This window comes from Paenarthrobacter sp. NPDC089714, assembly GCF_044748905.1.
Taxonomy (GTDB): Bacteria; Actinomycetota; Actinomycetes; order Actinomycetales; family Micrococcaceae; genus Arthrobacter.
This window is the reverse complement of record NZ_JBIVGX010000013.1, coordinates 85,872-109,160: the sequence shown is the minus strand read 5'-3', so window position 1 is coordinate 109,160 and position 23,289 is coordinate 85,872. Positions and strand designations below refer to the sequence as shown.

General features: G+C 63.1%; 26 protein-coding genes. 12 read left to right on the top strand and 14 right to left on the bottom strand.

Features of this window, described 5'->3' with window-relative positions; translation table 11 throughout:
* The first annotated feature begins 236 nt into the window (after positions 1 to 236).
* The gene (locus ACIPY3_RS19020) at positions 237 to 455 is read left to right on the top strand and encodes a hypothetical protein (RefSeq protein WP_400336598.1); all 219 of its coding nucleotides are present in this window, start codon (positions 237 to 239) and stop codon (positions 453 to 455) included.
* Positions 456 to 707: 252 nt separating this feature from the next.
* Here ACIPY3_RS19020 and ACIPY3_RS19015 read toward each other — a convergent pair whose 3' ends face one another.
* From ACIPY3_RS19015 to ACIPY3_RS18995, 5 genes are all read right to left on the bottom strand, one after another.
* Positions 708 to 2,195: an APC family permease gene (locus ACIPY3_RS19015; RefSeq protein ID WP_400336597.1), complete on the bottom strand. Its 1,488-nt coding sequence runs from the start codon at positions 2,193 to 2,195 to the stop codon at positions 708 to 710.
* A 621-nt stretch (positions 2,196 to 2,816) separates the two neighbouring features.
* Positions 2,817 to 3,659 (bottom strand): pyruvate, water dikinase regulatory protein, encoded by an 843-nt coding sequence (locus ACIPY3_RS19010; protein WP_400336596.1) that lies wholly within the window; start codon positions 3,657 to 3,659, stop codon positions 2,817 to 2,819.
* Positions 3,660 to 6,062, bottom strand: a complete 2,403-nt coding sequence (ppsA, locus tag ACIPY3_RS19005) for a phosphoenolpyruvate synthase (RefSeq protein WP_400336595.1) — start codon at positions 6,060 to 6,062, stop codon at positions 3,660 to 3,662. It abuts the gene before it with no gap.
* A gap of 264 nt (positions 6,063 to 6,326) precedes the next feature.
* The gene (locus ACIPY3_RS19000) at positions 6,327 to 6,665 is read right to left on the bottom strand and encodes a DUF1801 domain-containing protein (RefSeq protein WP_400336594.1); all 339 of its coding nucleotides are present in this window, start codon (positions 6,663 to 6,665) and stop codon (positions 6,327 to 6,329) included.
* Positions 6,666 to 6,855: 190 nt separating this feature from the next.
* The gene (locus ACIPY3_RS18995) at positions 6,856 to 7,215 is read right to left on the bottom strand and encodes a hypothetical protein (protein ID WP_400336593.1); all 360 of its coding nucleotides are present in this window, start codon (positions 7,213 to 7,215) and stop codon (positions 6,856 to 6,858) included.
* Positions 7,216 to 7,355: 140 nt separating this feature from the next.
* Here ACIPY3_RS18995 and ACIPY3_RS18990 point away from each other — a divergent pair, with 140 nt between their 5' ends.
* Together ACIPY3_RS18990 and ACIPY3_RS18985 are read left to right on the top strand one after the other, a co-directional pair.
* The gene (locus tag ACIPY3_RS18990; RefSeq protein ID WP_400336592.1) at positions 7,356 to 7,481 is read left to right on the top strand and encodes a hypothetical protein; all 126 of its coding nucleotides are present in this window, start codon (positions 7,356 to 7,358) and stop codon (positions 7,479 to 7,481) included.
* Positions 7,478 to 8,134: a nucleoside/nucleotide kinase family protein gene (locus ACIPY3_RS18985; RefSeq protein WP_400336591.1), complete on the top strand. Its 657-nt coding sequence runs from the start codon at positions 7,478 to 7,480 to the stop codon at positions 8,132 to 8,134. The genes ACIPY3_RS18990 and ACIPY3_RS18985 overlap by 4 nt, the downstream gene beginning before the upstream one ends.
* A 45-nt stretch (positions 8,135 to 8,179) precedes the next feature.
* Here ACIPY3_RS18985 and ACIPY3_RS18980 read toward each other — a convergent pair whose 3' ends face one another.
* Entirely contained in the window at positions 8,180 to 8,845 is a 666-nt protein-coding gene (locus ACIPY3_RS18980) for a GntR family transcriptional regulator (protein ID WP_400336590.1), read from the bottom strand.
* 131 nt (positions 8,846 to 8,976) lie between these two features.
* On the opposite strand from ACIPY3_RS18980, the gene ACIPY3_RS18975 reads away from it, so the two are divergent.
* The 8 genes from ACIPY3_RS18975 to ACIPY3_RS18940 all read left to right on the top strand — a co-directional run bounded on the left by ACIPY3_RS18975 (position 8,977) and on the right by ACIPY3_RS18940 (position 14,611).
* On the top strand, positions 8,977 to 9,507 hold the full coding sequence (locus ACIPY3_RS18975) for a type II 3-dehydroquinate dehydratase (protein ID WP_400336589.1): 531 nt from the start codon (positions 8,977 to 8,979) through the stop codon (positions 9,505 to 9,507).
* A gap of 1 nt (position 9,508) precedes the next feature.
* Entirely contained in the window at positions 9,509 to 10,243 is a 735-nt protein-coding gene (locus ACIPY3_RS18970) for a fumarylacetoacetate hydrolase family protein (protein ID WP_400336588.1), read from the top strand.
* Positions 10,244 to 10,254: 11 nt separating this feature from the next.
* Positions 10,255 to 11,013: an SDR family NAD(P)-dependent oxidoreductase gene (locus tag ACIPY3_RS18965; RefSeq protein ID WP_400336587.1), complete on the top strand. Its 759-nt coding sequence runs from the start codon at positions 10,255 to 10,257 to the stop codon at positions 11,011 to 11,013.
* A gap of 100 nt (positions 11,014 to 11,113) precedes the next feature.
* Positions 11,114 to 11,701, top strand: a complete 588-nt coding sequence (locus ACIPY3_RS18960) for a dihydrofolate reductase family protein (protein WP_400336586.1) — start codon at positions 11,114 to 11,116, stop codon at positions 11,699 to 11,701.
* A gap of 65 nt (positions 11,702 to 11,766) precedes the next feature.
* Positions 11,767 to 12,345 carry a dihydrofolate reductase family protein gene (locus ACIPY3_RS18955; protein WP_400336585.1) on the top strand — a complete coding sequence of 193 codons (579 nt, stop codon included), beginning with the start codon at positions 11,767 to 11,769 and terminating at the stop codon, positions 12,343 to 12,345.
* A gap of 234 nt (positions 12,346 to 12,579) precedes the next feature.
* Entirely contained in the window at positions 12,580 to 13,272 is a 693-nt protein-coding gene (locus ACIPY3_RS18950; RefSeq protein WP_400336584.1) for a histidine phosphatase family protein, read from the top strand.
* A gap of 23 nt (positions 13,273 to 13,295) precedes the next feature.
* A complete protein-coding gene (locus tag ACIPY3_RS18945) occupies positions 13,296 to 13,844 on the top strand; it encodes a DUF3090 domain-containing protein (RefSeq protein WP_400336583.1) in 549 nt (182 codons plus the stop codon).
* Entirely contained in the window at positions 13,844 to 14,611 is a 768-nt protein-coding gene (locus ACIPY3_RS18940; protein ID WP_400336582.1) for an SCO1664 family protein, read from the top strand. The genes ACIPY3_RS18945 and ACIPY3_RS18940 overlap by 1 nt, the downstream gene beginning before the upstream one ends.
* 61 nt (positions 14,612 to 14,672) lie before the next feature.
* Here the strand turns inward: ACIPY3_RS18940 and ACIPY3_RS18935 are convergent, their stop codons facing one another.
* Genes ACIPY3_RS18935 through ACIPY3_RS18900 form a run of 8 tightly spaced genes read right to left on the bottom strand, consistent with a single transcriptional unit; the run spans position 14,673 to position 22,005 of the window.
* Positions 14,673 to 15,836 (bottom strand): pyridoxal phosphate-dependent aminotransferase, encoded by a 1,164-nt coding sequence (locus ACIPY3_RS18935; RefSeq protein ID WP_400336581.1) that lies wholly within the window; start codon positions 15,834 to 15,836, stop codon positions 14,673 to 14,675.
* Positions 15,833 to 16,771: an NAD(P)-dependent oxidoreductase gene (locus ACIPY3_RS18930; RefSeq protein WP_400336580.1), complete on the bottom strand. Its 939-nt coding sequence runs from the start codon at positions 16,769 to 16,771 to the stop codon at positions 15,833 to 15,835. The genes ACIPY3_RS18935 and ACIPY3_RS18930 overlap by 4 nt, the downstream gene beginning before the upstream one ends.
* Positions 16,749 to 17,546 (bottom strand): aldo/keto reductase, encoded by a 798-nt coding sequence (locus tag ACIPY3_RS18925; protein WP_400336579.1) that lies wholly within the window; start codon positions 17,544 to 17,546, stop codon positions 16,749 to 16,751. The genes ACIPY3_RS18930 and ACIPY3_RS18925 overlap by 23 nt, the downstream gene beginning before the upstream one ends.
* Before the next feature lie 34 nt (positions 17,547 to 17,580).
* Positions 17,581 to 18,738: a M24 family metallopeptidase gene (locus ACIPY3_RS18920; RefSeq protein WP_400336578.1), complete on the bottom strand. Its 1,158-nt coding sequence runs from the start codon at positions 18,736 to 18,738 to the stop codon at positions 17,581 to 17,583.
* Between the two features lie 48 nt (positions 18,739 to 18,786).
* Entirely contained in the window at positions 18,787 to 19,464 is a 678-nt protein-coding gene (locus ACIPY3_RS18915) for a 4-carboxy-4-hydroxy-2-oxoadipate aldolase/oxaloacetate decarboxylase (RefSeq protein ID WP_400336577.1), read from the bottom strand.
* Complete coding sequence (locus tag ACIPY3_RS18910) at positions 19,461 to 20,507, bottom strand: biotin-dependent carboxyltransferase family protein (protein ID WP_400336576.1); 1,047 nt, start codon at positions 20,505 to 20,507, stop codon at positions 19,461 to 19,463. The genes ACIPY3_RS18915 and ACIPY3_RS18910 overlap by 4 nt, the downstream gene beginning before the upstream one ends.
* Positions 20,507 to 21,217, bottom strand: a complete 711-nt coding sequence (locus tag ACIPY3_RS18905) for an allophanate hydrolase subunit 1 (protein WP_400336575.1) — start codon at positions 21,215 to 21,217, stop codon at positions 20,507 to 20,509. Before ACIPY3_RS18905 ends, ACIPY3_RS18910 begins: the two co-directional genes overlap by 1 nt.
* A complete protein-coding gene (locus tag ACIPY3_RS18900) occupies positions 21,214 to 22,005 on the bottom strand; it encodes a LamB/YcsF family protein (RefSeq protein ID WP_400336574.1) in 792 nt (263 codons plus the stop codon). The genes ACIPY3_RS18905 and ACIPY3_RS18900 overlap by 4 nt, the downstream gene beginning before the upstream one ends.
* 263 nt (positions 22,006 to 22,268) lie before the next feature.
* Between ACIPY3_RS18900 and ACIPY3_RS18895 the strand changes: the two genes are divergently transcribed.
* Positions 22,269 to 23,285 carry a 2-hydroxyacid dehydrogenase gene (locus tag ACIPY3_RS18895; RefSeq protein WP_400336573.1) on the top strand — a complete coding sequence of 339 codons (1,017 nt, stop codon included), beginning with the start codon at positions 22,269 to 22,271 and terminating at the stop codon, positions 23,283 to 23,285.
* Positions 23,286 to 23,289: the final 4 nt, after the last annotated feature.

Here is a 23,289-nt window from a genome sequence, read left to right as displayed (position 1 = left end):
CGCGATCTCCACCCGCGACAACGGATCCAACGGATGCGAAACACCCACCAAAACCTCAGTATCAGCATTCAAAGTCACAACTAACTCCTTTGTTTCCTGGGAAGGGACGCCAGCTGACGGTCCGCAGGCCCTGGGAAGCGGTGTGTCTACATCCCGCAGGGCCCGGTGTTACTCATCAGGGCGACACGTACATAACGCGCCATTGATGCGCCGGAACCGTTCAACATTGTCCGGAAATGGTCATCAAGGCCGATGGAAAGGAGCGTAACGAGCACCGTTGGCCCGGTGGGGCCGGCGGCGGACGCACGTTGCCTGGCATGCCCTGGTTTCCAGGGACTCAGAAAAGCTCTGCTATGAGCCCATCTGCTGTGATGCCAGTCACCCGCATTCCTTTCATGCAGCAAAACTACGCCATGAATTTCTTTCATGCGAGCGATTTATTGAGAATTACCTGAGAAATTATCCGACATTAATTCCCATTGTAGTTAACATGTTGGAAACATCAGCGAAACATGCTGCCGTGCCGGGGCAACGCAATGAAGGCCCACCACCGCACGAAGACAGCTGAAGGCCCTGACGGTCCCATGCCACTCCGTGGTGGTCATGTGCCGTCAGGGCCTTCAGCTGCATTTGTCGGGCCACGTGGCCTCAGCGGGAGCGGCGCACGAAGCCGGGGAGGGTCCTTCGCGCGCCGTTCCCGCCGCTTCCTACGGGGTGGGATCCAGCACCCTTTCCTGCTCGGTTGCATCGATGGTCTGCACCGCTTCCTCGGTGGGTTCGCCGTTGGGGCGTCCCTTCTCCCGCTGGGAGTAAAGCCAGATGGGCAAGTACAGGGCAAGGACCAGGAAGCCTACCCAGGTTGATGTCCAGCCGATCTCCAAGCTGTTCAGGTAGACCACGCCCACCACGCAGAACGGCACGTTGAACAGGCCAAAGACCAAGGCCACATGCTTCCAGCCCTTCGGCGCCTTGAACGGACGCTCCAGGTTGGCAAAGGCCGGGTGCTTCTTTGCCCGGACGTAAGCCAGCAGGCTGATTCCGTTGGCGAGTGTGTAGCCGATGGCCGAGGCTGCGAGGATGGCGGCCGCGTTGCCCATGGAGATGAGGACCAGGTTGAACGCACCGATGATGAGCATGGCCACGAACGGTGTTCCCTGGCGGTTGGTCTTTCCAATGAAAGCCGGCAGGTTTCCTTCGGTTGACATGGAGTGCATGGCCCGGGATGAACCCAGGTAGGCCGTTTGGATGATCAGGACCATTGCCGCAACCAGCATGATGATCGTGACGATCGAACCGGCCTGGCCGAAGACTGCCTGGGCTACCGGGATCAGCGGAGATACGGCTTGGGCCTGCACGCCATCAACACCAAGGACGCCAATGACGGCGGTTTGCAGGAGGACGTAAAGCACCAGGCAAATCAGGCCGCAGGCCAGCAGCGCCTTGGGGACGTCCTTGGCCGGGTTCTTGTATTCCGGTCCGTAGATTGCCGCCGTTTCCCAGGCGCAGGCGCTCCACTGCGAGATGGCAAAGATGCCGAAGAGCATCAGGATGTGGTGCAAGTCCCAGCCCCAATCGGACGGCCACCAGTTTCCGGTGATGTTGGCCATGTCAACGTGGCCCGTGGCGAACGGTGCGACAGCCAGGACCACCAGCGGAATCAACGAGATGGCAGCCAGGATGTACCCGAGGATGGCGCCGTCCTTCAGGCCGAACCAGTTCACCACATACAGGCCACCAAAAATCACGACGCCGGAGATCAGGGCCAGCTGGTATTCGCTGAAGGTCTCCCCCAGCACCGGGAACAGGCCGTGCAGGTAGCCGCCCACCAGGATGGCGAAGATGGCGAGAATGGGATTCCATCCGAACCAGTAGCTCCAGGCAGTGAAACCGCCAATGAGCTTGCCCTTGTCGTACTTGCCCTTGAAGTTTTCATTGCGGAAGACCAACTGCGCGAATCCAGGCAGTCCTGAGGCCTTGGGAAAAGTGGTGGCCATCTCGGCGTAGGCAGCGTTTTGCAGGAAGCCCTGAAGCACCGAAATCGCCCAGATGAGGATGGCCGCGGCAGACACATACATCGGCAGGTAGCCCAGGGAGGGCAGGATCAGCAGGGGCACGCCCAGGGCAATGGCCATGCCCTGCTTCCAGTTGATCGACCTCTTCAGATGGTCGACGCCATCTACACGATTTTCACTCATAACATCTCCTTGATGTACTGACAGCAGGTGGCCGCGCGGCATCGATCCCGGCCCGGTGGAAGCGTGGAAAGCATCCGCGGACACGCAAAAGAGTCCGCGGGAAGGGGAATCCCAGGCAGGGAGGCGCGAAATGGTCACAATCGGTGGGATCCCGGGGCCGGTGAAACAACGGTCGCGCACCCGGAACCAGGCTTTGAGACAGGCCGGGACGTCACCGCTTCGCCGGCGGTAACGGCCCCGGAATCTGCAGGCGGTGCCGGCCGGAGATCGCCTCAACCCCGGTGGGGGTGGAAGGAAACCACCGGCAAACCCGGCACACTCTGCTCCAACGGATTTGACCGGTTCAACTTCGAACACAGCCAGTGTGATACGGGTCACTTGCATTCATTGATGGATCAAAACTACGCCGTTGAAAGCAATTTCGCGAGGCGTTTATCAAGAATTAAGTGAGAAATTAGATGGCGTATTTTCTCAGCCCAGTTAACACGCTGGAAACATTGCGGAAACACAGCAGAGAGCCTTCTGTGGGTGGTAAAGACGACCATGATGGTGTGGCAGGAAACAAAGACGGCGTCCGCATGCCGGGCATCAACTGCGGCATGAGGGGCATCCACGACGCTGTCAGTGGTGCAGTTGCATCTTCTGGAGCACCGTCGCGGAGATCTCTTCGACGGACATGGAAGCCGAGTTCACGTAGGGAATGTTGTTGGCCCTGTACATGTCCTCGGCGTTGCGGAGTTCAAAAGTGCATTGCGGCAGCGAGGCATAGTTGCTCCCGGGACGCCGTTCCTGCCGGATCTGGCTCAACCGGACCGGCTGCGACGTGAGGCCGAAACATTTGGTTGCGAACGGCAGCAACGGCCTGGGCAGCGAAAGGGTGTCGAAGTCTTCTTCCACCAACGGGAAGTTGGCGGCAAGGATCCCATGCTGCAGCGCCAGGTACATCGTGGTGGGAGTCTTACCGCACCGGGAGGGGGCGATCAGGATCAACTCCGCGCGTTCCAGCGCCCGAAGCGACTGGCCGTCGTCGTGCTCTATGGCGTATTCGACGGCGGCCATCCGCGACTGATACCGGACGGCGTCACCGACGCCATGCGCTTGGCCTGGGAGGCCATTGGCCGAGGAGCCGAGTGCTTGCTCCAGCTGCCCGATATGGGCGCCGAACAAATCGAAGAAGTGGCCTGTGCTTTGTGACAGGACGGCACGGACGTCGGCATTCACCGTCGTCGAGAAGACCAAAGGCCGAGGTCCGGCAGCAGCCACCCGGTCGATGACAGCTACGACGTCGTACGCCTGTTCCACCGTGGTGATGAAGGGAATGGTGCGTCGTTCCAGGCGTTGTGCCGGGAACTGGGTCAGCAGCGTGTTGCCGAGGGTCTCGGCGGTGATTCCGGTGCTGTCGGAAAGGAAGAACACCGTGGGGGCGGGCTGGGTGCCAGCCCCCACGGCATGGTGGTCGACCATTTAGACGGCGGTGCGGGTGCCGGTGCGGGCCAGGCGGAGCCAGGTTTCGGTGACGGCGTCCGGGTTCAGGGAGATGGAGCTGATGCCCTGTGCCAGGAGCCATTCGGCGAAGTCCGGGTGGTCACTGGGGCCTTGGCCGCAGATACCGACGTACCGGCCTTTGGCGCGGCAGGCACTGATCGCCATTTCCAGCAGCTTGGTCACGGCGGGGTTGCGCTCATCGAAGCCTTCGGCCACGAGGGCTGAGTCGCGGTCCAGGCCCAGGGTGAGCTGGGTGAGGTCGTTGGATCCGATGGAGAACCCGTCGAAGTACTCCAGGAACTCATCTGCCAGGAGGGCGTTGGCCGGAAGTTCGCACATCATCACGATCTCCAGGCCGTTCTCGCCGCGGCGCAGCCCGTTGGCCGCGAGCAGCTCGATGACGCCGCGGGCCTCGTCCAGGGTCCTGACGAACGGGACCATGAGCTTGATGTTGCTCAGGCCCATTTCGTTGCGGACGTATTTCAGGGCTTCGCATTCGAGCTCGAACGCCTGCCGGAAGGATTCTGATAGGTACCGGGAAGCGCCCCGGTAGCCGATCATCGGGTTCTCCTCCTCGGGTTCGAACGCCGGGCCACCAACCAGGTTGGCGTACTCGTTGGACTTGAAGTCCGAGAGCCGGATGATCACCGGTTCCGGGGCGAACGCCGCGGCGATGGTTGAGATACCCTCGGCCAAACGCTTGACGTAGAAGTCCCGCGGGCCGTCGTAGGCCGCGGTCTTCTCCCGGATCTGCCGCACCGTGAAGTCATCCAGGGTCGCAGGCCGGGCCACTTCGCCGGCCACGGCGAGCAGCGCGTTGGGGTGGATGCCGATCTGCCGGTTGATGATGAATTCCAGCCGGGCCAGGCCAACACCGTGGTTTGGGAGTTTGGCGAAGCTGAACGCCTGTTCCGGGGTGCCGACGTTCATCATGATCTTCACCGGAGCCTCGGGCATGGTCTCCAACGACGTTTCCTGAAGCGTGTACTCCAACAAGCCCTCGTAGACCAGCCCGGCTTCGCCTTCGGCGCAGGACACCGTGACGGGGGTGCCGTCCTTGAGGATCTGGGACGCGTACCCGGTGCCGACGACGGCGGGGATGCCCAGTTCACGGGCAATGATCGCAGCGTGGCAGGTCCGCCCACCCCGGTCCGTGACGATCGCCGCGGCTTTCTTCATGATCGGTTCCCAGTCCGGGTCCGTCATGTTCGCCACCAGCACGTCGCCCTCCTGGAAGGATGCCATCTGGTCGATCGAGGACAACACCCGCACCTGCCCGGCGCCGATCCGCTGACCAATGGCCCGGCCTTCCACCAGCACCGTGGAACGCTCGGCAAGCCGGTAACGAGACACCGAGCCCGCAGCCTTGCGTGACTCGACCGTTTCCGGGCGGGCCTGCAGGATGTACAGTTCCCCGTCCACCCCGTCCTTGCCCCACTCAATATCCATCGGACGGCCGTAATGGGCCTCGATGGCCAGCGCGTGCCGGCCCAACTGCTCCACCTCGGCATCGGACAGGCTGAAACGCTTCCGCAACTCCGGGGCCACCGGGATGAAGTCCACGGTGCGGCCCACCTCACGGGACTCGGTGTAGACCATCTGGATGGCCTTCTCCCCCAGGCCGCGCTTCAGCACCGCCGGACGCCCGGCCACCAAGGCAGGCTTGTGGACATAGAACTCATCCGGGTTCACCGCACCCTGGACCACGGCCTCACCCAGGCCGTACGAGGACGTAATGAACACGGCGTCCTGGAAACCGGTCTCAGTGTCCATGGTGAACATCACTCCGGACGCGCCGACATCGGATCTGACCATCCGCTGCACACCTGCCGACAAAGCAACCTCGGAGTGCGTGAAGCCGTGATGGACGCGGTAGGCAATGGCCCGGTCGTTGTACAGGGACGCAAACACGTCCTTGATCGCCACCAGGATGTTCTCAATACCGTGGATGTTCAGGAACGTTTCCTGCTGGCCGGCGAAGGAAGCATCCGGCAAATCCTCAGCCGTGGCAGACGAACGCACAGCCCACGACACGTCATCGCCGTGCTCCTGGGTCAGGCGTGCATACGCGGACCGGATTTCATCTTCGAAACCCGCAGGGAACGGTGTATCACGGATCAGATCCCGGATCTGCTGGCCGACGCTGGCCAAAGCGGCCACATCGCCGCTGTCCAGGCCTTCCAGAATATCCTCGATCCGGGCATCCAGCCCGGATCCACTCAAGAACCGCCGATAAGCATCGGCCGTGGTAGCAAAACCGTCCGGAACCTTCACCCCTGCAGAGGCGAGGCTTTGAACCATCTCGCCAAGAGAAGCGTTCTTGCCGCCAACCTGGTCAAGGTCGGACAGGCCAAGATCGGAAAACCAGAGAACGTCAGTCATAAATGGTGTCCTTCGTTGGGCACGCGCTGACAAGCGCTGAAATATAGGGTGATGCAAGAGTGGGCGGATCACCTGCGAAGAAGCAAACGGATGTGACCAGCACAACTTAACGCAATCGTCATGAAAGACCCATGACTTTGCGAAAGAGCGCAAACCCCTTAAAGGCAACAAAGCACGACGGCGGCAGGCCGCTTTGGTTCCCGGGGAACCGAAACCGGCCTGCCGCCGTCGTTCACTCATTCCTGGGTCCGCCAGTGGCGGACGTCAGCTGGCCGCCTTGACCACCAGGGCCTTGATCCTGGCCTCGGTGGCATCGTCCAGCGAGGTGATGTTCCAAGCGACGGGGTGCATGTGGGCTCCCTCCTCATGGGCAGGATTCACCACTTCCCCAAAGCCGAAGACGATATATTCCTTGTCCGGTTTGATGTAGCAAACATCCTTGCCGTCCTTCACGTAGAACGGCAGTCCCCAGCGGACGATAGGCTCCAGGGACGGCGCGTTGTCCCTGATGATCCGGTGCAGGCGTTCGCCGATCTCCCGGTAGGGTGCCGGAGCCTCGCCGAGTTTGGCGAGGACTGCTGCATCGCCTTTCTTCGTAAACATGGTGTCGCGGCCTCCTTGGGGCGGATTGCAGGTCAACGGGCAGTATGGAAAGGATAGCCGCAGGCCCAACGGTCGATGAAGCTACGCTGCCTCATCTTCCTCGCTGTCGAGAATGCGACGGATCCTGGCAATGTCCAACGATTGATTGCCCCACTGGAGGTTCAACTCGTACAGGGCCCTGCGGCAGTTGTCACACATGGCTCCTCCAGGGATGGTCCGGCGGGTTGGACCGTGCCGTCAGGGACGGACAGGTGGGGACTTCGCCGTCGAAACCCCCAGGCCCCAGTCCTTCACGCGCAAGGTCGTGGAGCAGTTGGTGGTAGCTGGAGAGTGCCAAGGCCGGAAGCTGATGCAAGGAAGCCAACGTCGCTTGCGGCCTGTCCACGCGGAACAGGGCCAGCAGCGCATGGTCTTCCTGGGCGTCATTCAGGGCCCGGTAGGTGCCTACGGGGCACTCCCTCACAAGTGCCTGGGCGTAAAGACTCAGCTGACGGGACGGCGTTTGGTTGCCGGCCCGCCGCCAAATGGTGACTGTATCTTCGTGGTCCACGATGACCCTCGATTCCCTGGTTGTCCGCGGAACCGGCCCCCTCTCAGCCCCTCTGATGTGTCTAGTATATGAACATTTAATGTCACAGTTCAAGAGTGAATTAGGTTTAAAGGTACTGTTCCAGGTATAGGGTAATCACCATGGTCATGCACTTCCCCGCCTCCGGCGGCGACGCCGAGGCGGACACGCCTGCCCACCATCACGAGGCCACCGAGCGGTACTTCCAAGAGCTGCGCACCCTTCTGGATGGAGCGCTCAAAGATTGAATTCCTCCCGCGCCGAACAATCAGTGCCTGCTGTCTTCTACGATATTTCCGACCTTGAGCGGCGCCTTCGTGGCGCAGCCAGTCCGGGCGAGCGGATGATCGTCGGGTTGGTGGGGGCTCCGGGCGCGGGCAAATCCACTCTTGCCGAACGCCTGGCCGAGCAGTTTGGCCCAGACGGCGCCGTCGTTCCCATGGATGGATTCCACTTGGCGAACTCCATCATCGACGGGACGCCGCTGCGGGAACGGAAGGGCGCGATCGACACGTTCGACATCGGCGGGTATCTCTCCCTGCTTCAACGGCTGCGACGCAACGATGAGGATGTCATTTACGCGCCTGCCTACCGCCGCGGCCTTGAAGAGCCCGTAGCGGCATCCATCGCTGTTCCCAAGGCGACCACTTTCGTCTTGACGGAAGGCAATTACCTCCTGGCCCGGCAGGGCCGCTGGAGCGAAGTCCGCGGTTACCTGGACGAAGTCTGGTTCGTTGAGACATCACAGGAGATCCGTGTGGCCCAGCTCATCCAACGGCACGTAACCTCCGGAATGGCACCGGCCGATGCTGAAGCCTGGGCGAATGGTCCGGACGAAGCCAACGCGCGGTTCATCGAGACAACGAGGAATTTCGCCGACCTCGTTGTCAGGCGGCGCTAGGGTTCGCGATCTGCCCGGTCCCGGTCCAAGTCAATGACCAGCGGGTTATTTGGCCGCGTCTTCCGGGAGCGTGCTGAGAATGCTCTGGACGCTGGTCTGCAAGTGTTCCCTAATAGCCTTGTCGGCCGCGGCTGCGTCACCCGCTTTGCAGGCCTCCAAAATACGGCTGTGCTCGTCATCCAACTGGGGCGAAGGGCTGCTGGTCGTCGCATAGATCTGCAGGTATGCCGATGAGGATCCTCGCAGGTTGTCGATCAATTCCACCAGCTGCTCCATGCCGGAGAGCCTGTATAGACCCATGTGGAACTGGTGGTTCAATTCCACATACCGGTCGGGATCCGTGCACTGGGTCATTTCATCGATGATCGCCTGGAGGGGTGCGGCATCGTTCTCATGGAAATTGCCGGCAGCATGCCTGACTGCGAGTGCTTCCAACTCCGTGCGAATGGCGTACTGCTCGCGCAACTCCGCAACCGAGGGGGCGAAGACCGTAGCGCCCCGCTGCGGTGAATGGCGCACCAATCCCTCATGCCGAAGGATGGCAATGGCTTCGCGCACCGGAGTGGTACTCACGCCAAAACGGGCGGCCAGTTCGTTCTGGCGCAGCTTCTCCCCCGGCGCGATGCGCCCAGCGGCGATCTCGACGCGGAGTTCGGCCGCGATCGCCCCCGCAATGGTGGTTGAGCGGAGCTGACCCGTGACTGTGGACATGGGCCAAGTATCGCAGGCAACCACGACTTGAGACAATATGCATATTCGACATTGACCACTTCGGAAAATATGCATATTGTCAGTTGTGTTGCGGCAAGGTTGCCGCGACCTACTGCGAAAGGAATCCCACGATGCAAGGACTCCGGGTCCCGAACGCCCCACAATGGCGGATTGCCGTCATCCAGGGCCCTAACATGTCCGCTCTCGGTAAACGAGATCCTGGCCTCTTCGGCTCTGTAAGGTCCTTGGAAGACCTGAACGATCAGCTGGATGGTTTTGCCGCGAAGATCGATGTTGAACTCCGACATTTCTCGTCAAACATCGAGGGGGAAATCCTCAACTTCATCCATTACAGCGATGACGTTGACGCGTTCATGATCAACCCCGCCGGACTCACGATGCTCGGCATGGCCACCCGTGACGCGCTCCTGGATTCCGGACGGCCCTACCTTGAGGTTCACTTCGCCAACCTCGCCCAGTGGTTCAGCACCTCCGGCACTCCGGACGCGAAATCCATCTTCAGCCATGGGGCGTCCGGAGTCATGGAGGGCCTGCGGCATCACGGCTATGTCGGTGGAATGCTCGCGCTCACCCTCGCCCTGGACGACCAATCGTTCCTGGGCAAAACCGCTCGTACAAACACCCACCGGAAGGAGTCCTGACATGACCACCTGCACCCAGTCCCCCACCGTTCCCGCCACATCCGGTGCCGCAGACGGGCTGCCGATAGGGCCGCCGTCGAAAATCATTTGCGTTGGGTTGAACTACCGCGACCACGCCACCGAGGCAGGCCTCGGCGCGCCAACCCGCCCCCTTCTCTTTGCCAAGTGGCCGAATACGCTTGTTGGCAATGGCAGTGAGATCCTGGTGCCCGAGGGCCTGCGCACCGACTACGAAGCAGAACTGGCCGTTGTCATCGGCCGACGGGCTCGGAACATCCCAAGCGAAGAAGCCCTTGACTACGTGGCCGGCTACCTCTGCGCCAACGATGTTTCCGCAAGGGAACTGCAGTTCGACGACGGCCAGTGGGTTCGCGGCAAAAGCCTGGACACGTTCTGCCCCATAGGTCCGGCCATGGTCCCGGCTGACCAGGTCCCGGACCCCCAGAACCTGGGGATCAAGCTCTGGTTGAACGGAATCCTCATGCAGGACTCCACCACAGCCAACATGATCTTCAGCGTTGCCGACATTGTCAGCTTCGTCTCGCAGACAGCCACGTTGGAGCCTGGCGACCTCATCCTGACTGGCACGCCCGCCGGCGTGGGCGTCTTCCGCAACCCTCCCGTCGGCCTGAAGGACGGCGACGTTGTCACCGTGGAAATCGAAGGCGTCGGTAAACTCATCAACCGCGTTAAGTCCGTTCAACGCTCGACGGCGCACGCTGGCCAGCGCGACTGAAGGAACCACCCATGCAACTCAACGGAAAAGCTGCCCTCATAACCGGTGGCGGCCAGGGAATCGGCGGCGGAATCACCCGGCGATTCCTCGAGGAAGGCGCAAGGATTGCCATCGTCCAACGCCGCCCGCTGGAGGAACCCCTGGCCAGCCACCCGAACGTGCACTTGATCCAGGCGGACCTGACGGACCTGGCGGCGATCCCCACCGCCGTCGAACAAGCAGCCGGGCACCTGGCTGCCATAGACGTCCTGGTCAACAACGCCGGCATCATGTTCGAGCGTGGCGTGGAGGACATCCTGCCCGGCGAATGGGATCTCATGATGGCCCTGAATCTGCGGGCGCCGCTCTTCCTGATCCAAGCCGCACTTCCCCACCTCCGGCGCAGCGGCGGCGGAAGCATCATCAACGTCGGCTCGATCGAGGGACTCGCTGCCAATCCCGGGCACGCTGCCTACTCAGCCTCGAAAGCCGGCATCCACGGAATGACGAAGGCGCTGGCCGTCGATCTGGGCGCAGACGGCATCCGTTGCAATGCCATAGCCCCGGGATGGATCGCTTCCGAACTCAGCGAAAAGTACCTCGACGCCCAAGCCGACCCGGTCGCTGCCCGAGCGGGGCTTAGGGCCTTGCACCCGGCCGGCCGCATCGGGCAACCGGGGGACGTCGGGGACCTGGCCGTGTTCCTGGCCAGCGACCGCGCGGGATTCATGACAGGTGAGGTGCTGGTCCTGGACGGAGGACGGATGGCGAAGCTTCCACTGCCGTTTTAGGCCGGCAGGGCATTGACTCGCTGCTTGCGTTGGCAAAGACTGGTGAACCTGTCCCCCAGCCACCTGCTGAAAGCCCGCAAATCGCGGTCAGGAGGAAGCAATGTCCACGATCACCGTGTTCGAAAGCGTCACCCTGGACGGCGTCATGCAGGGTCCGGGCCGCGCCGATGAAGACACAAGGAACGGCTTCACCCATGGTGGCTGGGCGAACGGTTTCCAGGACGAGGTGTCCATGAGCTACGCAGGCGAGGGCATGAGCGCCGGCGGGGGCCTCCTTTTTGGGCACCGCACTTACGACGACGTGTTGGGGCACTGGACCTCCGTGGGGCCCAACCCCTTTGTTGACGTGCTGCTTGGTTCGGACAAGTTCGTCGCCTCCCGGAATCAAGAAGCCACGCTGCCCTACGGGAACAGCGAACTCCTGGCGGGCGACGCCGTGCAGGGTGTGGTGTCGCTCAAGGAGCGGTACCCAGCCGACCTCATGATCATGGGCAGCGGCGATCTGGTGCGCCAACTCCACACCGCGGGCCTTGTGGATCGCTACAGCCTGCTGATCCATCCGATTGTCCTCGGATCAGGAACCCGGCTCTTTTCCGACTCGACCCGTGCCGACCTTGAACTCGTGCGCAGCCTGGTCACCACCACGGGCGTCATCATCGCCGAGTACACGGTAAGGCCGCCACGGTAGCCACTACGTTTCCACCCCCACCACACGATCCCGTTCGCACACGATCCCGTTCGCCAAGGAGACCCATGCCAGCGATGTATACGTTCGATGTCTTCTCCAGCCTGGATGGCTTTGGCGCCGCAACAGGCAATTGGACCGGTTACTGGGGTAAACAGGGCCCGGAACTGTTGGAGCACCGTCTTGCCCAGTACAGCCAGGACCAGCGAATGGTGTTCGGAGCAACCACCTACCGGGCCTTCACGGAAATGCTCGCGGCCGACGGCGCCGAAGCGGAGGTCCACGATCCCTGGGTCACGGCAATGATCAACCTGCCCGCAACGGTTGTTTCAACCACCGTGGAGGAACCGCTCGACTGGAACGATGCAACCCTGGTCAGCGGCGACGCAGTTGACGTTGTCGCGCGCCTCAAGAGCGAATCCAATGTTCCCCTCCGCTCCCACGGAAGCCTCGCAATGAATCGTTCACTCATGGCAGCGGGACTGGTGGACCGGCTGCAGGTAACCATCTTCCCCGTCATCACCGGTCAAACCGGACTCGGTCCGATCTTCAGGGACGCTCAGGACTTCGACCTTGAACTGATCGGCCACACGACCCTCGACGGCCACACCCAGGAACTGATCTATCGGCCCACGCTGCACGGCTGAAGCACCTGACTGCCCGCGGATATCCAAGGACAGCGGTGCCTCGATACCAAGTGACTAGTCCGGCACCTCCAGTTGGAAGCCGCATCGGCAGCGGAGCACGGGGTGCCGACCCTCACGGCCGGCGTCTTCGCCGTCCCGGTCTACCTGTTCAGGCACCGGTTTCCGCCGGCTGGCAGGGTGCGTTTCCATCACGTCCGGAAGGAAAGTCGTCGGCCACGTGGCTAGGCTGGACGGATGGCGACAGTTATCCTCGTGCGGCACGGCCGCACCACAGCCAATGCCACGGGACAGTTGGCAGGCAGGGCTCCGGGAATCAGCCTGGACCAGACCGGGCACGAACAGGCTGTCCTGACCGGAGAGCGGCTCGCGGCCGTTCCGGTGGTGGGGGTGGTTTCCAGTCCCTTGGAACGCTGCCTGCAGACCACCCAACACATCCTCGACCGCCAGCCCGGCAGGCCGCATGCACCCATCGATCCAGACCTCACCGAATGCGACTATGGCCAGTGGCAGGGACGCGCGCTCAGTGAGCTTGCGAACGAGGAATTGTGGCCGGTGGTGCAATCGCACCCGTCCGCCGTCGTGTTTCCCGGCGGTGAAGCCATGGCCGCGATGCAGGCGCGCTCGGTAGCAGCGATCCGCCGACACGATGCAGCCTTTGAGGCCGAGCACGGTGCCGGGGCCGTATGGGTGGCCGTCAGCCACGGGGACATCATCAAGTCCATCCTCGCGGACGCGCTCGGCATGCACCTTGATTTGTTCCAGCGCATCAATGTGGGCCCCGCGTCCGTGTCGATTGTCCACTACGGAGCCACCAGGCCCAGCGTTTATGCCACCAACACAGAGGCGGGCGATCTGTCCTGGCTCTCCAAAGGCATCCTGAGCGGCGACGCTCCGGTGGGCGGTGGCGCCGGGCAGAAGACTCCCTGAACTCCGTGTGCAAAAATACTCACATGCCTACGCGCGTTCACGAGTTCGATTGGCCTGACCGGGTTGTCATTGGCACCGTTGGCCTCCCCGGGGCACGCACGTTCTACCTTCAGGTGCGTGCCGGGAAACAGATGGTGAGTATCGCCCTTGAGAAGCAGCAGTCTTCCCTGCTCGCGGAAAAGATCGACGAGATTCTCGACCAACTCATCACCGTGGAGGGCAACCCCTTCAGTGTTCCCAAGGGAACGCCCGTTGAACTCGTGGACAACGACCCGCTGGAGGAGCCGCACGAGCAATTCCGAACCGGCGCCATGAGCCTGGGCTGGGATCCATCCACTGCCCAGGTGGTCATCGAGGCCTACCCCATCGCCGACGTCGATCCCGACGAGGAACCTCTTGAGGCGGAGGTCGCTGAGTTCGCCGAGATGATGGTGGTGCGCATGCCGGTCGGTGCGGCGCGCGCCTTCGCCAAGCGCACCCGCGAGATCGTGGCCGCCGGACGCCCGATGTGCGAGCTGTGCGGCTACCCCATCGACCCCGAGGGGCACACCTGCACGCCTCCCGAGGCCTGATGCCGGATCAGGACCTGCTGGCCGGTGAGCTGACGCTCACAGGCCGCATCACCACCGCATCGAACGCTACCTTCCTGGGCAGCATCGGCGACGTCCAGGTGGTTTACAAACCCATTGCAGGCGAAAGTCCGCTGTGGGATTTCCCGCATGGCACCCTCGCCTACAGGGAGGTGGCGGCGTACCTGGTCTCGGAGGCCTTCGGTTGGGACATCGTGCCGCACACGTGGCTGCGCGAGGGCCCCTTGGGTGAAGGCATGGTCCAGCTATGGCAGGAGCAGGACCCAGACCACCCCGCCGTTGACCTGGTCGCTTCCGACCAAGTGCCCGAAACCGGCTGGAAACAGGTCCTCGAAGGGCAGGACGGGACCGGACAGATGGTGGCACTGGTTCATGAGGACACGCCGGCGCTCAGGCGGATGGCCGTGTTCGACATTGTGGTCAACAACGCTGACCGCAAGGGCAACCACGTCCTGGCCATGACGGATGGACACAGGCACGGCGTGGACCACGGGCTCACCTTTCACAGTGAGCACAAGCTGCGCACGGTACTTTGGGGATGGTTGGGTGACTCCCTGACCCCCGAGGAGCAGGACGGCATTGGCCGAGTCAACAAAGGACTTGACGGCGGTCTGGGCCAGGACCTCGCGGAACTGCTTCACGCCGAAGAGATCGAAGCGCTCTCTGCGCGCTGCGAACACTTGCTCGGGGCAGGGAGATTCCCGGCCCCGAGTGGCGAAATGTCCGCGGTGCCGTGGCCGCTGTTTTAGTGGGTCGACCGCTGTACCAGTGGGTTGACCGCTGTTCCAGTGGGTTGACCGCTGTCCAGGGTCACAGCCGGGCGAAAGCCTCCCCCAACCGCCGCACACCCTCGCGGATGTGCTCCTCGCTGGCCGCGTAAGACAACCGGACATGGTGTTCACCATGTTTTCCGAACTCGCTTCCCGGCCGCACCGCAACACCTGCTCCGCGCAGGTGCGCGCACAGCTCGACGGCGGTCAGGCCGGCGTCGTACCGGGGGAAGAGGTAGAACGCACCCTCCGGCGAGCTGGCGTGCAGACCCTCGATGTCCGCAAGCCCGTCAATCATGAGCTCGCGGCGGCGTGTGTACGCAGCATGCATACGGCGAACATCCGGATCCGCGGTTCGCAGGGCCGTCAGGGCCGCGAGCTGGCTTGCCGTATTTACGGAACCATTGAAAGTGCCGTGCACCCGTGCAGCCGCAGCAATAACCTCCGGCGGCCCCCACAGGTAACCGACACGCCAGCCCGTCATCGCGTAGGACTTGGAGAACGTCTGGCAATAGATGGTCCGGCCCCGCAGGCTGTCCACTTGCAGCGCTGAAGTGAAGGGTTCGGGCGTGTAAACGAGGTCGCTGTAGGCCTCGTCGGAGAGAACCAGCGTGTCGGTTCCGGCCAGAAGCCCGCCCAGCGCTTCCAGTTCCACTTGTGTATGCACTATTCCGGTGGGATTGGAAGGGTTGCAGAACACAAAAAGCTTGGCGCCCACGAGGGCACGGCCCAAGGCTTCGAGGTCCCAGTGCAGGTCTGTGCCCAAGGGGATGGGAACGCATACGCCGCCGGCCATGCTGATCAGATCGGAATAAAGAGAGTACGTCGGGTCCGGAATGACCACCTTGTCCCCCGGGTTGACCAAACCCAGGATGGCGGCCGACAAGGCGGCAGTCCCGCCTTGGGTCACCAGGACATCTGCCGACTGGACAGCGTGGCCGGCCAGCACGGAAAGCTTCCCGGCCAGGGCCTCGCGAAGGACTGGTTCACCGAGCAGGGGCGCATAGTGCGTGTGGCCCTCGGCCAGGGCCCGGTTGGCCGCTTCCCTGATCTGGAGCGGCGTGTCGAAGTCAGGCTCGCCCATGGCCAGTGACACGAGGTCGCCCGTGGATTGGGGCTGCTGGACCCGCATGGAGGTGCTCAGGATGCGTTGCACAGCGTGGGAAGCCGGGACAGCGGTGGTGGTTTGGACGGCTGGAGTCATGGGGAGCTGATCCTGTTCTGGTTGGTGTGGTGCAGTTGCGGGGCCTCCAGCACTTCCTGGATGACGGCGTGGTCATGGCCCCCAAGACCCTGATTGACCGCTTCCTCAAAGAGGGCTGCGGATTCCCGGGCCAGCGGAAGGCGCGCACCCACGTCATCCCCCAAGGCAACGGCATACCGCAGGTCCTTGAGCTGGTTGACCGCGCTCCCGCCCAGCTCATAAGTGCGCCCCAGCAGCTTGTCTGCTTTGAGGTCGAGCACAGCACTGGATGCCAGGCCGCCTTTGAGGACTCGTGCGAGTTGACTGTCTGAGAGGCCGGATTTGCGTGCAAGGTGGAGGGCTTCGGACAGGGAAACCAAGGTCCCGGCCACTACCAACTGGTTGCACAGTTTGGCAGCGGCGCCGGTTCCGAGGGGACCCATGTTCTCGATGGTGGTGGCAAAGGTCCGCAGCAGCGGAAGGAGGTCACCGAAAGTCTCCGGATCTGCCCCGACCATGAGGCTGAGCGTTCCCGCCGTGGCACCGGCATCGCCGCCGCTCATCGCGGCGTCCACCACCTCGATATCGAAGGGTGCCACCCGGGCGGCGAGCGCCCGTACCTTGTCAGGAGAGGTGGTGCTCAGGACAATGAGCCGGGCAGTGCCGTCGTGTTGCCACTGTTCCAGGACAGACGACGGCGTCAGCCGGTCCAGATGGTCAATGTCCGGTAGCGCCGAGAGGATGACCCGGGACGACAAGCGTTCCACTCCGTCGGCCACTTCAGCGTGGGGCCGGAGTTGCTCGGCCGTTTCCCTGGTGCGGTTCCAGACGCGGAGGCGATAACCGGCGTCGGCGATGCGGCCGGCGATGGGAGCGCCCATCGGCCCCAAACCGATGAGCCCTACCGTGTCTGCCGGGCCGCCCCCGGCGGGCTCACTCCAGTTCGCTGAGGTCATCAATGGTCTTCATTTCGGTTTCGCTCAACTCGAACCACATCACGTCCAGGTTCGTGGCCATGCGGTCCTGATGGGCGGACTTGGGCACTACCGCGACGCCGTGCTGTACGTTCCAGCGGACGATCACCTGGGTGACCGATGCGCCATGGGCTTGGGCGATTGCAGCCAGGCTTTGGTCGTCCAGTCGGGCACTTCTGAACGGGCTGTGGGCTCCCACCACCACTCCGCGTTCGGTGCAACCGGACAGGTAGCGGGCGCTGAAGTGGACGGGACTCCACTGCAGTTGTGCAACCTCCGGATAGACGCCGGTTTCGGCGTGCAACTGGTCCAACAGGCGCAACTGGTAGTTGCTGACGCCGATGGCGCGGACCAGGCCCTCCTCGCGGGCGCGAACCAGCTGCTTCCAGGCCGATACACCTGCACTCCCACCGGGGGGCCAGTGCATGAGCCAGAGATCAACGTAATCGGTGCCGAGGGCTTTGAGGCTGGCATGCAGGGTTTGGAACTCGTAGCCCACGGAGTCCGGCGGAAGCTTGGTGGTCACGAAGACCTCTTCGCGGGGAACGTCCGTGCGGCGAAGCGCTTCTCCGACCGCGTCCTGGTTCTGGTAACGCGTGGCGGTGTCCACGCTGCGGTAGCCGGTTTGCAGCGCGTGGAGCACGGCCTCGGTAGCTTCGGCTCCTCGAAGCGGGTGGGTACCGAAACCGATGAGCGGCATGTGCGTGCCCGCTGTGAGCTGCACAGTGGGTGCTGCGGTGAGTGTCTGCTGTGTCATGGTTTTCCTTGGTGTCGTCAGGACCAGATGCGGGTCAGTAGAGATGGATCAGTCGCTGGGGAACGATGTTGAGCCGTTCGTGTCCGGAGCCCGTTACCAGCACCGTGGACTGGAAGGCGATGCCCGGTCCGCCGTCCAGGCTTGCCGCCGTGCGGATGGACAAGGCCATGCCCGGTTCAATTACGTCGCTGGAGCCGGCCGAGAGCAGGGGCCTCCCGACGCCGGTTCCCACCGAATAGCCGATCACCGGATCCAGCCGTTCGGGTGCGACAGCTCCCTGCAAGCCCCGCTTGTAGGCTGCGTACACCTCATCGGCCCGGACGCCCGGCGCTACGGCCGCAATGGCGGCTTCGGTTGCGGCGGACAATGCATCGGCGGCACTTTTCAGGGACGCGGACGGCTGTTCGAAGACGATGGTGGCTCCGGCTGCTCCGGTGTAAAGGCGGCTGAGTGGGTAGAGCGCGAAGGGAAGCGGTTGTCCCGGGTCAAGCACACCCGTCTCCGGTACCCGGCCAAGGAGCGTGACGAGGCTGTTCTTGGGGAAGTGTGAGGCCCGTGTAACTCCTGCACTGTGCTCCAATGGCGACCAGGCATCGCCGCCACCGGCACTGCGGAGCGAGCGGTCCACGTTGCGGACGATTTCGTAGGCCCGCAGTTCCGGTGTCATCCGGTCAACCACAGCGGTGTAGGCGATATCTGCGAGGTTGGCGGCTTCCCTGAGGAGGCGGAGTTCCTCGTCGTCCTTGATGCGGGCAGCGGCGTCCAGGATGGGTGCCGCGTTGACCGACTCCGCTTGCGAAAGAATGGCAGCAAGCGCCGGTCCATGTACCTGTGTCGCCTCACCCTCCAGCGCAACCCTCGAACCTGCGCCGAACGTACCGAGGTACATGGCCAGCACGGCCTGCCGTCCGCTGCCGCCAACGTCACCGATCGGCCAGTAGTCCGCGTTGCCTTGGTATCCGGAATGTTCGACGGCGGTCCGGTCGGCTTCGGAGGCGAGGAGCCTCAGTGTCCCGCTGGCTTCGAGGACCAACAGGGTTCCCGGCGCCGTAAAGGGCCGGATGTTGACGCCGGCCACGTAGGCGATGGCTGTCGCACTGCCGGCGATGAGCACGTCTGCGCGCGCTTCCTGCAGGTGCCGTGCCACGCGTTCGGCACGCTGTTGTACTGGATTGATGGTCAAAGGTGCCATGGAGAGGCCTCTCGTTTGGTGACTTTGGCGGACAGGAGGGCTTTCAGGTCAGTGCTCCACGAGGAGGCCCTTGGCCTTGAGTTTTTCGGCCAGGCCGTGGAGTTCGATCACCGTCTTACCGCCGGCACGGTGCTGGGCCATGATGGTCGCCTCGTTGTCCTCGCGTGCCTTGCAGCTTCGGATGACCTCTTCGGCGTCTTCGGGCTTGATGAGGACGATTCCGTCGGCGTCCCCCTTGAGGATGTCCCCTGGGTTCACGATCTGGCCGCCCACGGTGATGGGGTAATTGACGGGTCCGAGGGTCTCCTTCACGGTTCCCTCAATGCAGACAGATCCGGAGAACACCGGAAAGCCGAGTTCGATGATTTCGGCGCTGTCTCGCACGCCGGAGTCGGTGACGAAGGCAGCGAGTCTCTTGGACTGGCAGGCCGTGGCGAGCACTTCACCGAACGATCCGGACTGTTCCAGCTCGCCGGCGTCCACGATCACCACATCGCCGGGTTGGGCGTAGGAGATGCCCACCTGGACCATGATGTTGTCCCCGGGCTGGGCCTTGACGGTGAAGGCCGGGCCGCAGAAGGACATGCCCGGGTGGAGCGGCTTGATGCGGTGGGACAAGGCGCCCTTGCGTCCCTGCGCTTCGTGGATGGTGGCGGAGGAGAATTCGTTGAGCCGGGCTACGACGTCGGCGGACGGGCGGTCTACTGTAGTGCGGACGTGGATCATGACAACCTGCTTTCAAGCGATATTTCGGGGTGGTTTATGGTTTCGGGTGCCGTTTCCGGCTGTGGCGGGAGGCCGGCGTCGAAATTTCCGACGCCGTGGGCGTGCAGCGCCTCCCAGGTTCTTTGACGGAGCCGCGCAATGGACAGTTGCCGCTCCCGCTGGGAAAGTGAAGCTTCTTCGAGGGTCACGTGTCGGAACCGGACGCGGTGCCCGGGACGCACTTGGGCCATCGCGTCCAGCGCTGGTCCGGTCAGGACGCCGAGCACCGGGTATCCTGCTGTGACGCCTCGGCCGCGGTGCAGGACCAGGAGTTCCGTGGTGGACGGTACTTCGATGGCTCCCACCGGGACACCGCGGGAAAGTACCTCGTCCGAGGAAATCCTGCTGGGAAGCACGCCGGCCAGCCGCAGGCCCACATGGTTGCTCCGCGGACTCACCACATACTCGTTGCTGAACAACAGTCCAGCACTGGCGCCGAATTCGTCGATGTCCGGACCATCCGTCACATCGATGACCGGTGAACGGTCCATCCTGCGCTGCACCTGGCCCAACTGGAACAGGGGCAGGTCGAAGAGGGGGTGCTTCAGGGGCGCCGGCCGCGCGTTGCACGCGAGCCGCTGGTTCTTTTCCAGCCGCAGGCCGAATCCGAGCATGCTGTCCGGGGCACAGCTGCCCAGCAGCATGGGGACCGCGAACGAGCCGTGGACTGCCAGATAGCTGCGCAGCCCGATCGCGGCAGGGTCAACCGTGACTACCTGCCCGGCGCGAACGGAGAACGGGGTATGGTGCGGAACCGAATAGTCGTCCACACGTATCGTGGACGCTGCGCCGGCTACTGCCAGGAGCATGTCCGCTTCGGCAGCGAAGGACAACCTGCTTGCCGTCACCTCCAAAAGCGGGGCGTTGTCATGGTTTCCCACCAGGATGTTGGCCACACGCGCCGCGTATTGGTCCAGCGCGCCGTTGACCGAGAATCCAAGTGCGGGCCCATTGAACCGGCCAAGGTCGGTGACTACCGTCATGGCTGCGGAGAGAATCAACATCACAACGCCATCCCACTCAAACGGAGCCCGGAATAGTCGTCCCATTCGGCGGCCTCAATTGCCCTGAAGCGGATCGTGTCGCCCGGACGGTACGGAACCAGGGTGGGACTGGCCCAGTCCAGGACACTGACCGGAGAGAGGCCAATGAGCCGCCATCCGCTCGGCGCCCGCACGGGTCCCACCACGCCCTGCTTCCCGGCCACGGACACCGCATTGGCGGGAACTTCCAGCCGTGGATCAGGGAGGCGGGGAATCGGCCGCGTGAACGCCGGACCATCGATCATGCAGGAGGCCGCCGGACCGCCAAGGCACCTCACCACATGGTCCCTGGCAGTGTGGAGGGCGACGACTTCTTTTTCGCTGATGCCGAGGTGGCCGGCAACGAAGCCGAGGTCCGGGCCGTGTTCTCCGCCGTATACGACGGGCAGCGTGAAGTGGCGTGGCTTCCGTGCGGCTGCGCCGGGGGTGGCCAGTGCCTGTTGTACCAACGATTCGAAGCCCGCGGAAAGAGTGAGGAAGGATTGCAGCTCCGGGTCGAACTCGACGAGCAGCGAATCGTAGGTGGGCACGGTTCCGTAGACGCCTGGAAGCGGGTTGTTGGCCACCCACGAGGCAATCTTGTGCACGGCTTCCCATTGCTCTTCGAAAGTGGCATCCTCGACCAGCAGCCGGAAGGCCGCTTCGCCGGATGGGACAAGCCTGGTCTTCATGGGCGGGCCAGGGAGTTCTGACGGAGTGTTGCAGCGAGCGGGGCGATGGTCACTCCGGCGTCCAGCAGGGCATCGCGGACCCGCGTGGCCAGTTCTACGGCATGCGGGCCGTCGCCGTGCAAAAGGATGGTGTCGACGTCGACGTCGAGCAGCTTGCCTTCGCGGCTCAGCACCGTGCCTTCCCTGGCCATACGCACTGTCCGCTCCACCACGGCGTCCAGGTTGTGGATGAGGGCTTCGGGATGGGTTCGTGGAGTGAGGGTTCCGTCGTCCTCATAATTGCGGTCGATCACGCCCACCATGCCAACCCGGATGCCGTGATTCGCTGCGGCGTCCACCACGGCGCCGGCCTGGGTGAGCACAAGGATGGAGGGATCGAACTGGGCCACGGCCCGCACCATCGCATCGGCATAGTCGGCCCGGGTGATCACCAGGTTGCCAAGCCGTCCATGCGGGCAAAGATGCGTTACCGAGGTTCCGTGCGCGGCGGCGAACGCAGAGAGGGCACCGAGCTGGTACAGCACGTCGGTACGGACTTCTTCGGCAGTCAGGTCCATGGAACGCCTGCCGAAGCCCACCAGGTCCGGAAAGCTGGGGTGCGCGCCTATCCCAATGCCGCGGCGCACGCATTCTGCAACCGTGCGGTCCATGACCCGGGGATCACCGGCGTGGAATCCGCAAGCGATGTTGGCCGAGGTCACCAGATCAAGCAGGGCGTTGTCATCTCCCATGGTGTAGGCACCGAAGCCTTCGCCAAGATCGGCGATCAAGTCAACTGTGGTGGTCATCTGGCATCCATCTCCGCTGTTCTTCGTGGGCCGGTTCCCCGTGGAGGGTTTGGCTTTGTGTTGAGAAAAACGTATGAGCCATCCGCCGTGAGCGCTAATACCCATTTCGCATACACGTATATAGCCCGCTTATGGAAAACAAGCGCGCATCGAATGTGTTGATGGAACACTTGACAAAGCCGGGAACGTGCAGGAAACAATAAAATATAGAATTCTTCGCAGCCATCGAACTGCGCTTCCTGCCCCACTTCGAATGAGGAACCATGGCATATCGAGTAGCAATCACCAACGGTTACGCGGCCCTTGACGGCAGCACGATCTTTGGCGACATTGGCCTGTCAGCCCTGACCGACGCCGGCCTCGAATGGCAGGTCCTGCCAGAACCCGTCGATTCGCTGCGGGCCGCTGAGCTCGAAGACTTCGATGCCGTCCTCGTCATGGGGCCGGAGCGCATTACGGATGCCTCGCTGCAGGCACCGGCCCGCTTGCGCCACGTGGCACGTTTCGGTGCCGGATACGATGCGATCGATGTTGCCGCCTGCACTCGCCACGGCGTGGTACTGACGAACACTCCCGACGCCGTCCGGCGGCCGGTTGCCGATGCCGCCGTCGCCCTCTTGTTCGCGCTGGCCCACAATCTGGTGGTGAAGGACCGGCTGGTCCGCGAGGGCCGGTGGAACGAGCGCGAAGACTGGCACGGCTCCGGGCTGGACGGCGCAACCGTCGGCATCGTCGGCTTCGGCGGCATAGGCCAGGAAACAGCCCGCCGGGTCAAAGCGCTGGGGCTCCGCACCGTTGCCTGGAACCGATCGGACAGGTCCGCCGAGGCCGCCGGTACCGGCGTGGAACTCATGTCTTTGGAGAACGTCCTCGCTACGAGCGACTTTGTCATTGTCACCGTTGCCGGCAACACCGGAACACGCCACCTCATTGGCCACGCCGAACTGGAGATGATGAAGCCCGGTGCGCGTTTGATCAACCTGGCGCGCGGAAGCGTCATCGACGAGGAGGCCATGATCGCCAGGCTTGCCGACGGGCGACTCGCCGGAGCCGGACTGGACGTTTTCGAGCGTGAACCGCTTCCGCGGGAGAGCCCCCTGGTGGCGATGGACAACGTGATTCTCGCGCCGCATTCGCTGTGCTGGACCGAAAGCTTCACCAAGGCCGTTTCGGGAAGCGTCATGAGCTCGATCATTGATGCAAGCCGTGGGAAAACCCCGGCGAACACCGTGAACCCGGAAGCCTGGGCGAACGCAGGCAAACCGGCGCTGGCCGGATAATGGT

Excerpts from the sequence above, each read along its gene's own strand:
- ACIPY3_RS19020 (WP_400336598.1), top strand. The coding sequence starts at position 237 with ATGGTCATCAAGGCCGATGGAAAGGAGCGTAACGAGCACCGTTGGCCC.
- ACIPY3_RS19015 (WP_400336597.1), bottom strand. The coding sequence starts at position 2,195 with ATGAGTGAAAATCGTGTAGATGGCGTCGACCATCTGAAGAGGTCGATC.
- ACIPY3_RS19010 (WP_400336596.1), bottom strand. The coding sequence starts at position 3,659 with ATGGTCGACCACCATGCCGTGGGGGCTGGCACCCAGCCCGCCCCCACG.
- ppsA (WP_400336595.1), bottom strand. The coding sequence starts at position 6,062 with ATGACTGACGTTCTCTGGTTTTCCGATCTTGGCCTGTCCGACCTTGAC.
- ACIPY3_RS19000 (WP_400336594.1), bottom strand. The coding sequence starts at position 6,665 with ATGTTTACGAAGAAAGGCGATGCAGCAGTCCTCGCCAAACTCGGCGAG.
- ACIPY3_RS18990 (WP_400336592.1), top strand. The coding sequence starts at position 7,356 with ATGGTCATGCACTTCCCCGCCTCCGGCGGCGACGCCGAGGCGGACACG.
- ACIPY3_RS18980 (WP_400336590.1), bottom strand. The coding sequence starts at position 8,845 with ATGTCCACAGTCACGGGTCAGCTCCGCTCAACCACCATTGCGGGGGCG.
- ACIPY3_RS18975 (WP_400336589.1), top strand. The coding sequence starts at position 8,977 with ATGCAAGGACTCCGGGTCCCGAACGCCCCACAATGGCGGATTGCCGTC.
- ACIPY3_RS18970 (WP_400336588.1), top strand. The coding sequence starts at position 9,509 with ATGACCACCTGCACCCAGTCCCCCACCGTTCCCGCCACATCCGGTGCC.
- ACIPY3_RS18965 (WP_400336587.1), top strand. The coding sequence starts at position 10,255 with ATGCAACTCAACGGAAAAGCTGCCCTCATAACCGGTGGCGGCCAGGGA.
- ACIPY3_RS18960 (WP_400336586.1), top strand. The coding sequence starts at position 11,114 with ATGTCCACGATCACCGTGTTCGAAAGCGTCACCCTGGACGGCGTCATG.
- ACIPY3_RS18955 (WP_400336585.1), top strand. The coding sequence starts at position 11,767 with ATGCCAGCGATGTATACGTTCGATGTCTTCTCCAGCCTGGATGGCTTT.
- ACIPY3_RS18950 (WP_400336584.1), top strand. The coding sequence starts at position 12,580 with ATGGCGACAGTTATCCTCGTGCGGCACGGCCGCACCACAGCCAATGCC.
- ACIPY3_RS18945 (WP_400336583.1), top strand. The coding sequence starts at position 13,296 with ATGCCTACGCGCGTTCACGAGTTCGATTGGCCTGACCGGGTTGTCATT.
- ACIPY3_RS18940 (WP_400336582.1), top strand. The coding sequence starts at position 13,844 with ATGCCGGATCAGGACCTGCTGGCCGGTGAGCTGACGCTCACAGGCCGC.
- ACIPY3_RS18935 (WP_400336581.1), bottom strand. The coding sequence starts at position 15,836 with ATGACTCCAGCCGTCCAAACCACCACCGCTGTCCCGGCTTCCCACGCT.
- ACIPY3_RS18930 (WP_400336580.1), bottom strand. The coding sequence starts at position 16,771 with ATGACCTCAGCGAACTGGAGTGAGCCCGCCGGGGGCGGCCCGGCAGAC.
- ACIPY3_RS18925 (WP_400336579.1), bottom strand. The coding sequence starts at position 17,546 with ATGACACAGCAGACACTCACCGCAGCACCCACTGTGCAGCTCACAGCG.
- ACIPY3_RS18920 (WP_400336578.1), bottom strand. The coding sequence starts at position 18,738 with ATGGCACCTTTGACCATCAATCCAGTACAACAGCGTGCCGAACGCGTG.
- ACIPY3_RS18915 (WP_400336577.1), bottom strand. The coding sequence starts at position 19,464 with ATGATCCACGTCCGCACTACAGTAGACCGCCCGTCCGCCGACGTCGTA.
- ACIPY3_RS18910 (WP_400336576.1), bottom strand. The coding sequence starts at position 20,507 with ATGTTGATTCTCTCCGCAGCCATGACGGTAGTCACCGACCTTGGCCGG.
- ACIPY3_RS18905 (WP_400336575.1), bottom strand. The coding sequence starts at position 21,217 with ATGAAGACCAGGCTTGTCCCATCCGGCGAAGCGGCCTTCCGGCTGCTG.
- ACIPY3_RS18900 (WP_400336574.1), bottom strand. The coding sequence starts at position 22,005 with ATGACCACCACAGTTGACTTGATCGCCGATCTTGGCGAAGGCTTCGGT.
- ACIPY3_RS18895 (WP_400336573.1), top strand. The coding sequence starts at position 22,269 with ATGGCATATCGAGTAGCAATCACCAACGGTTACGCGGCCCTTGACGGC.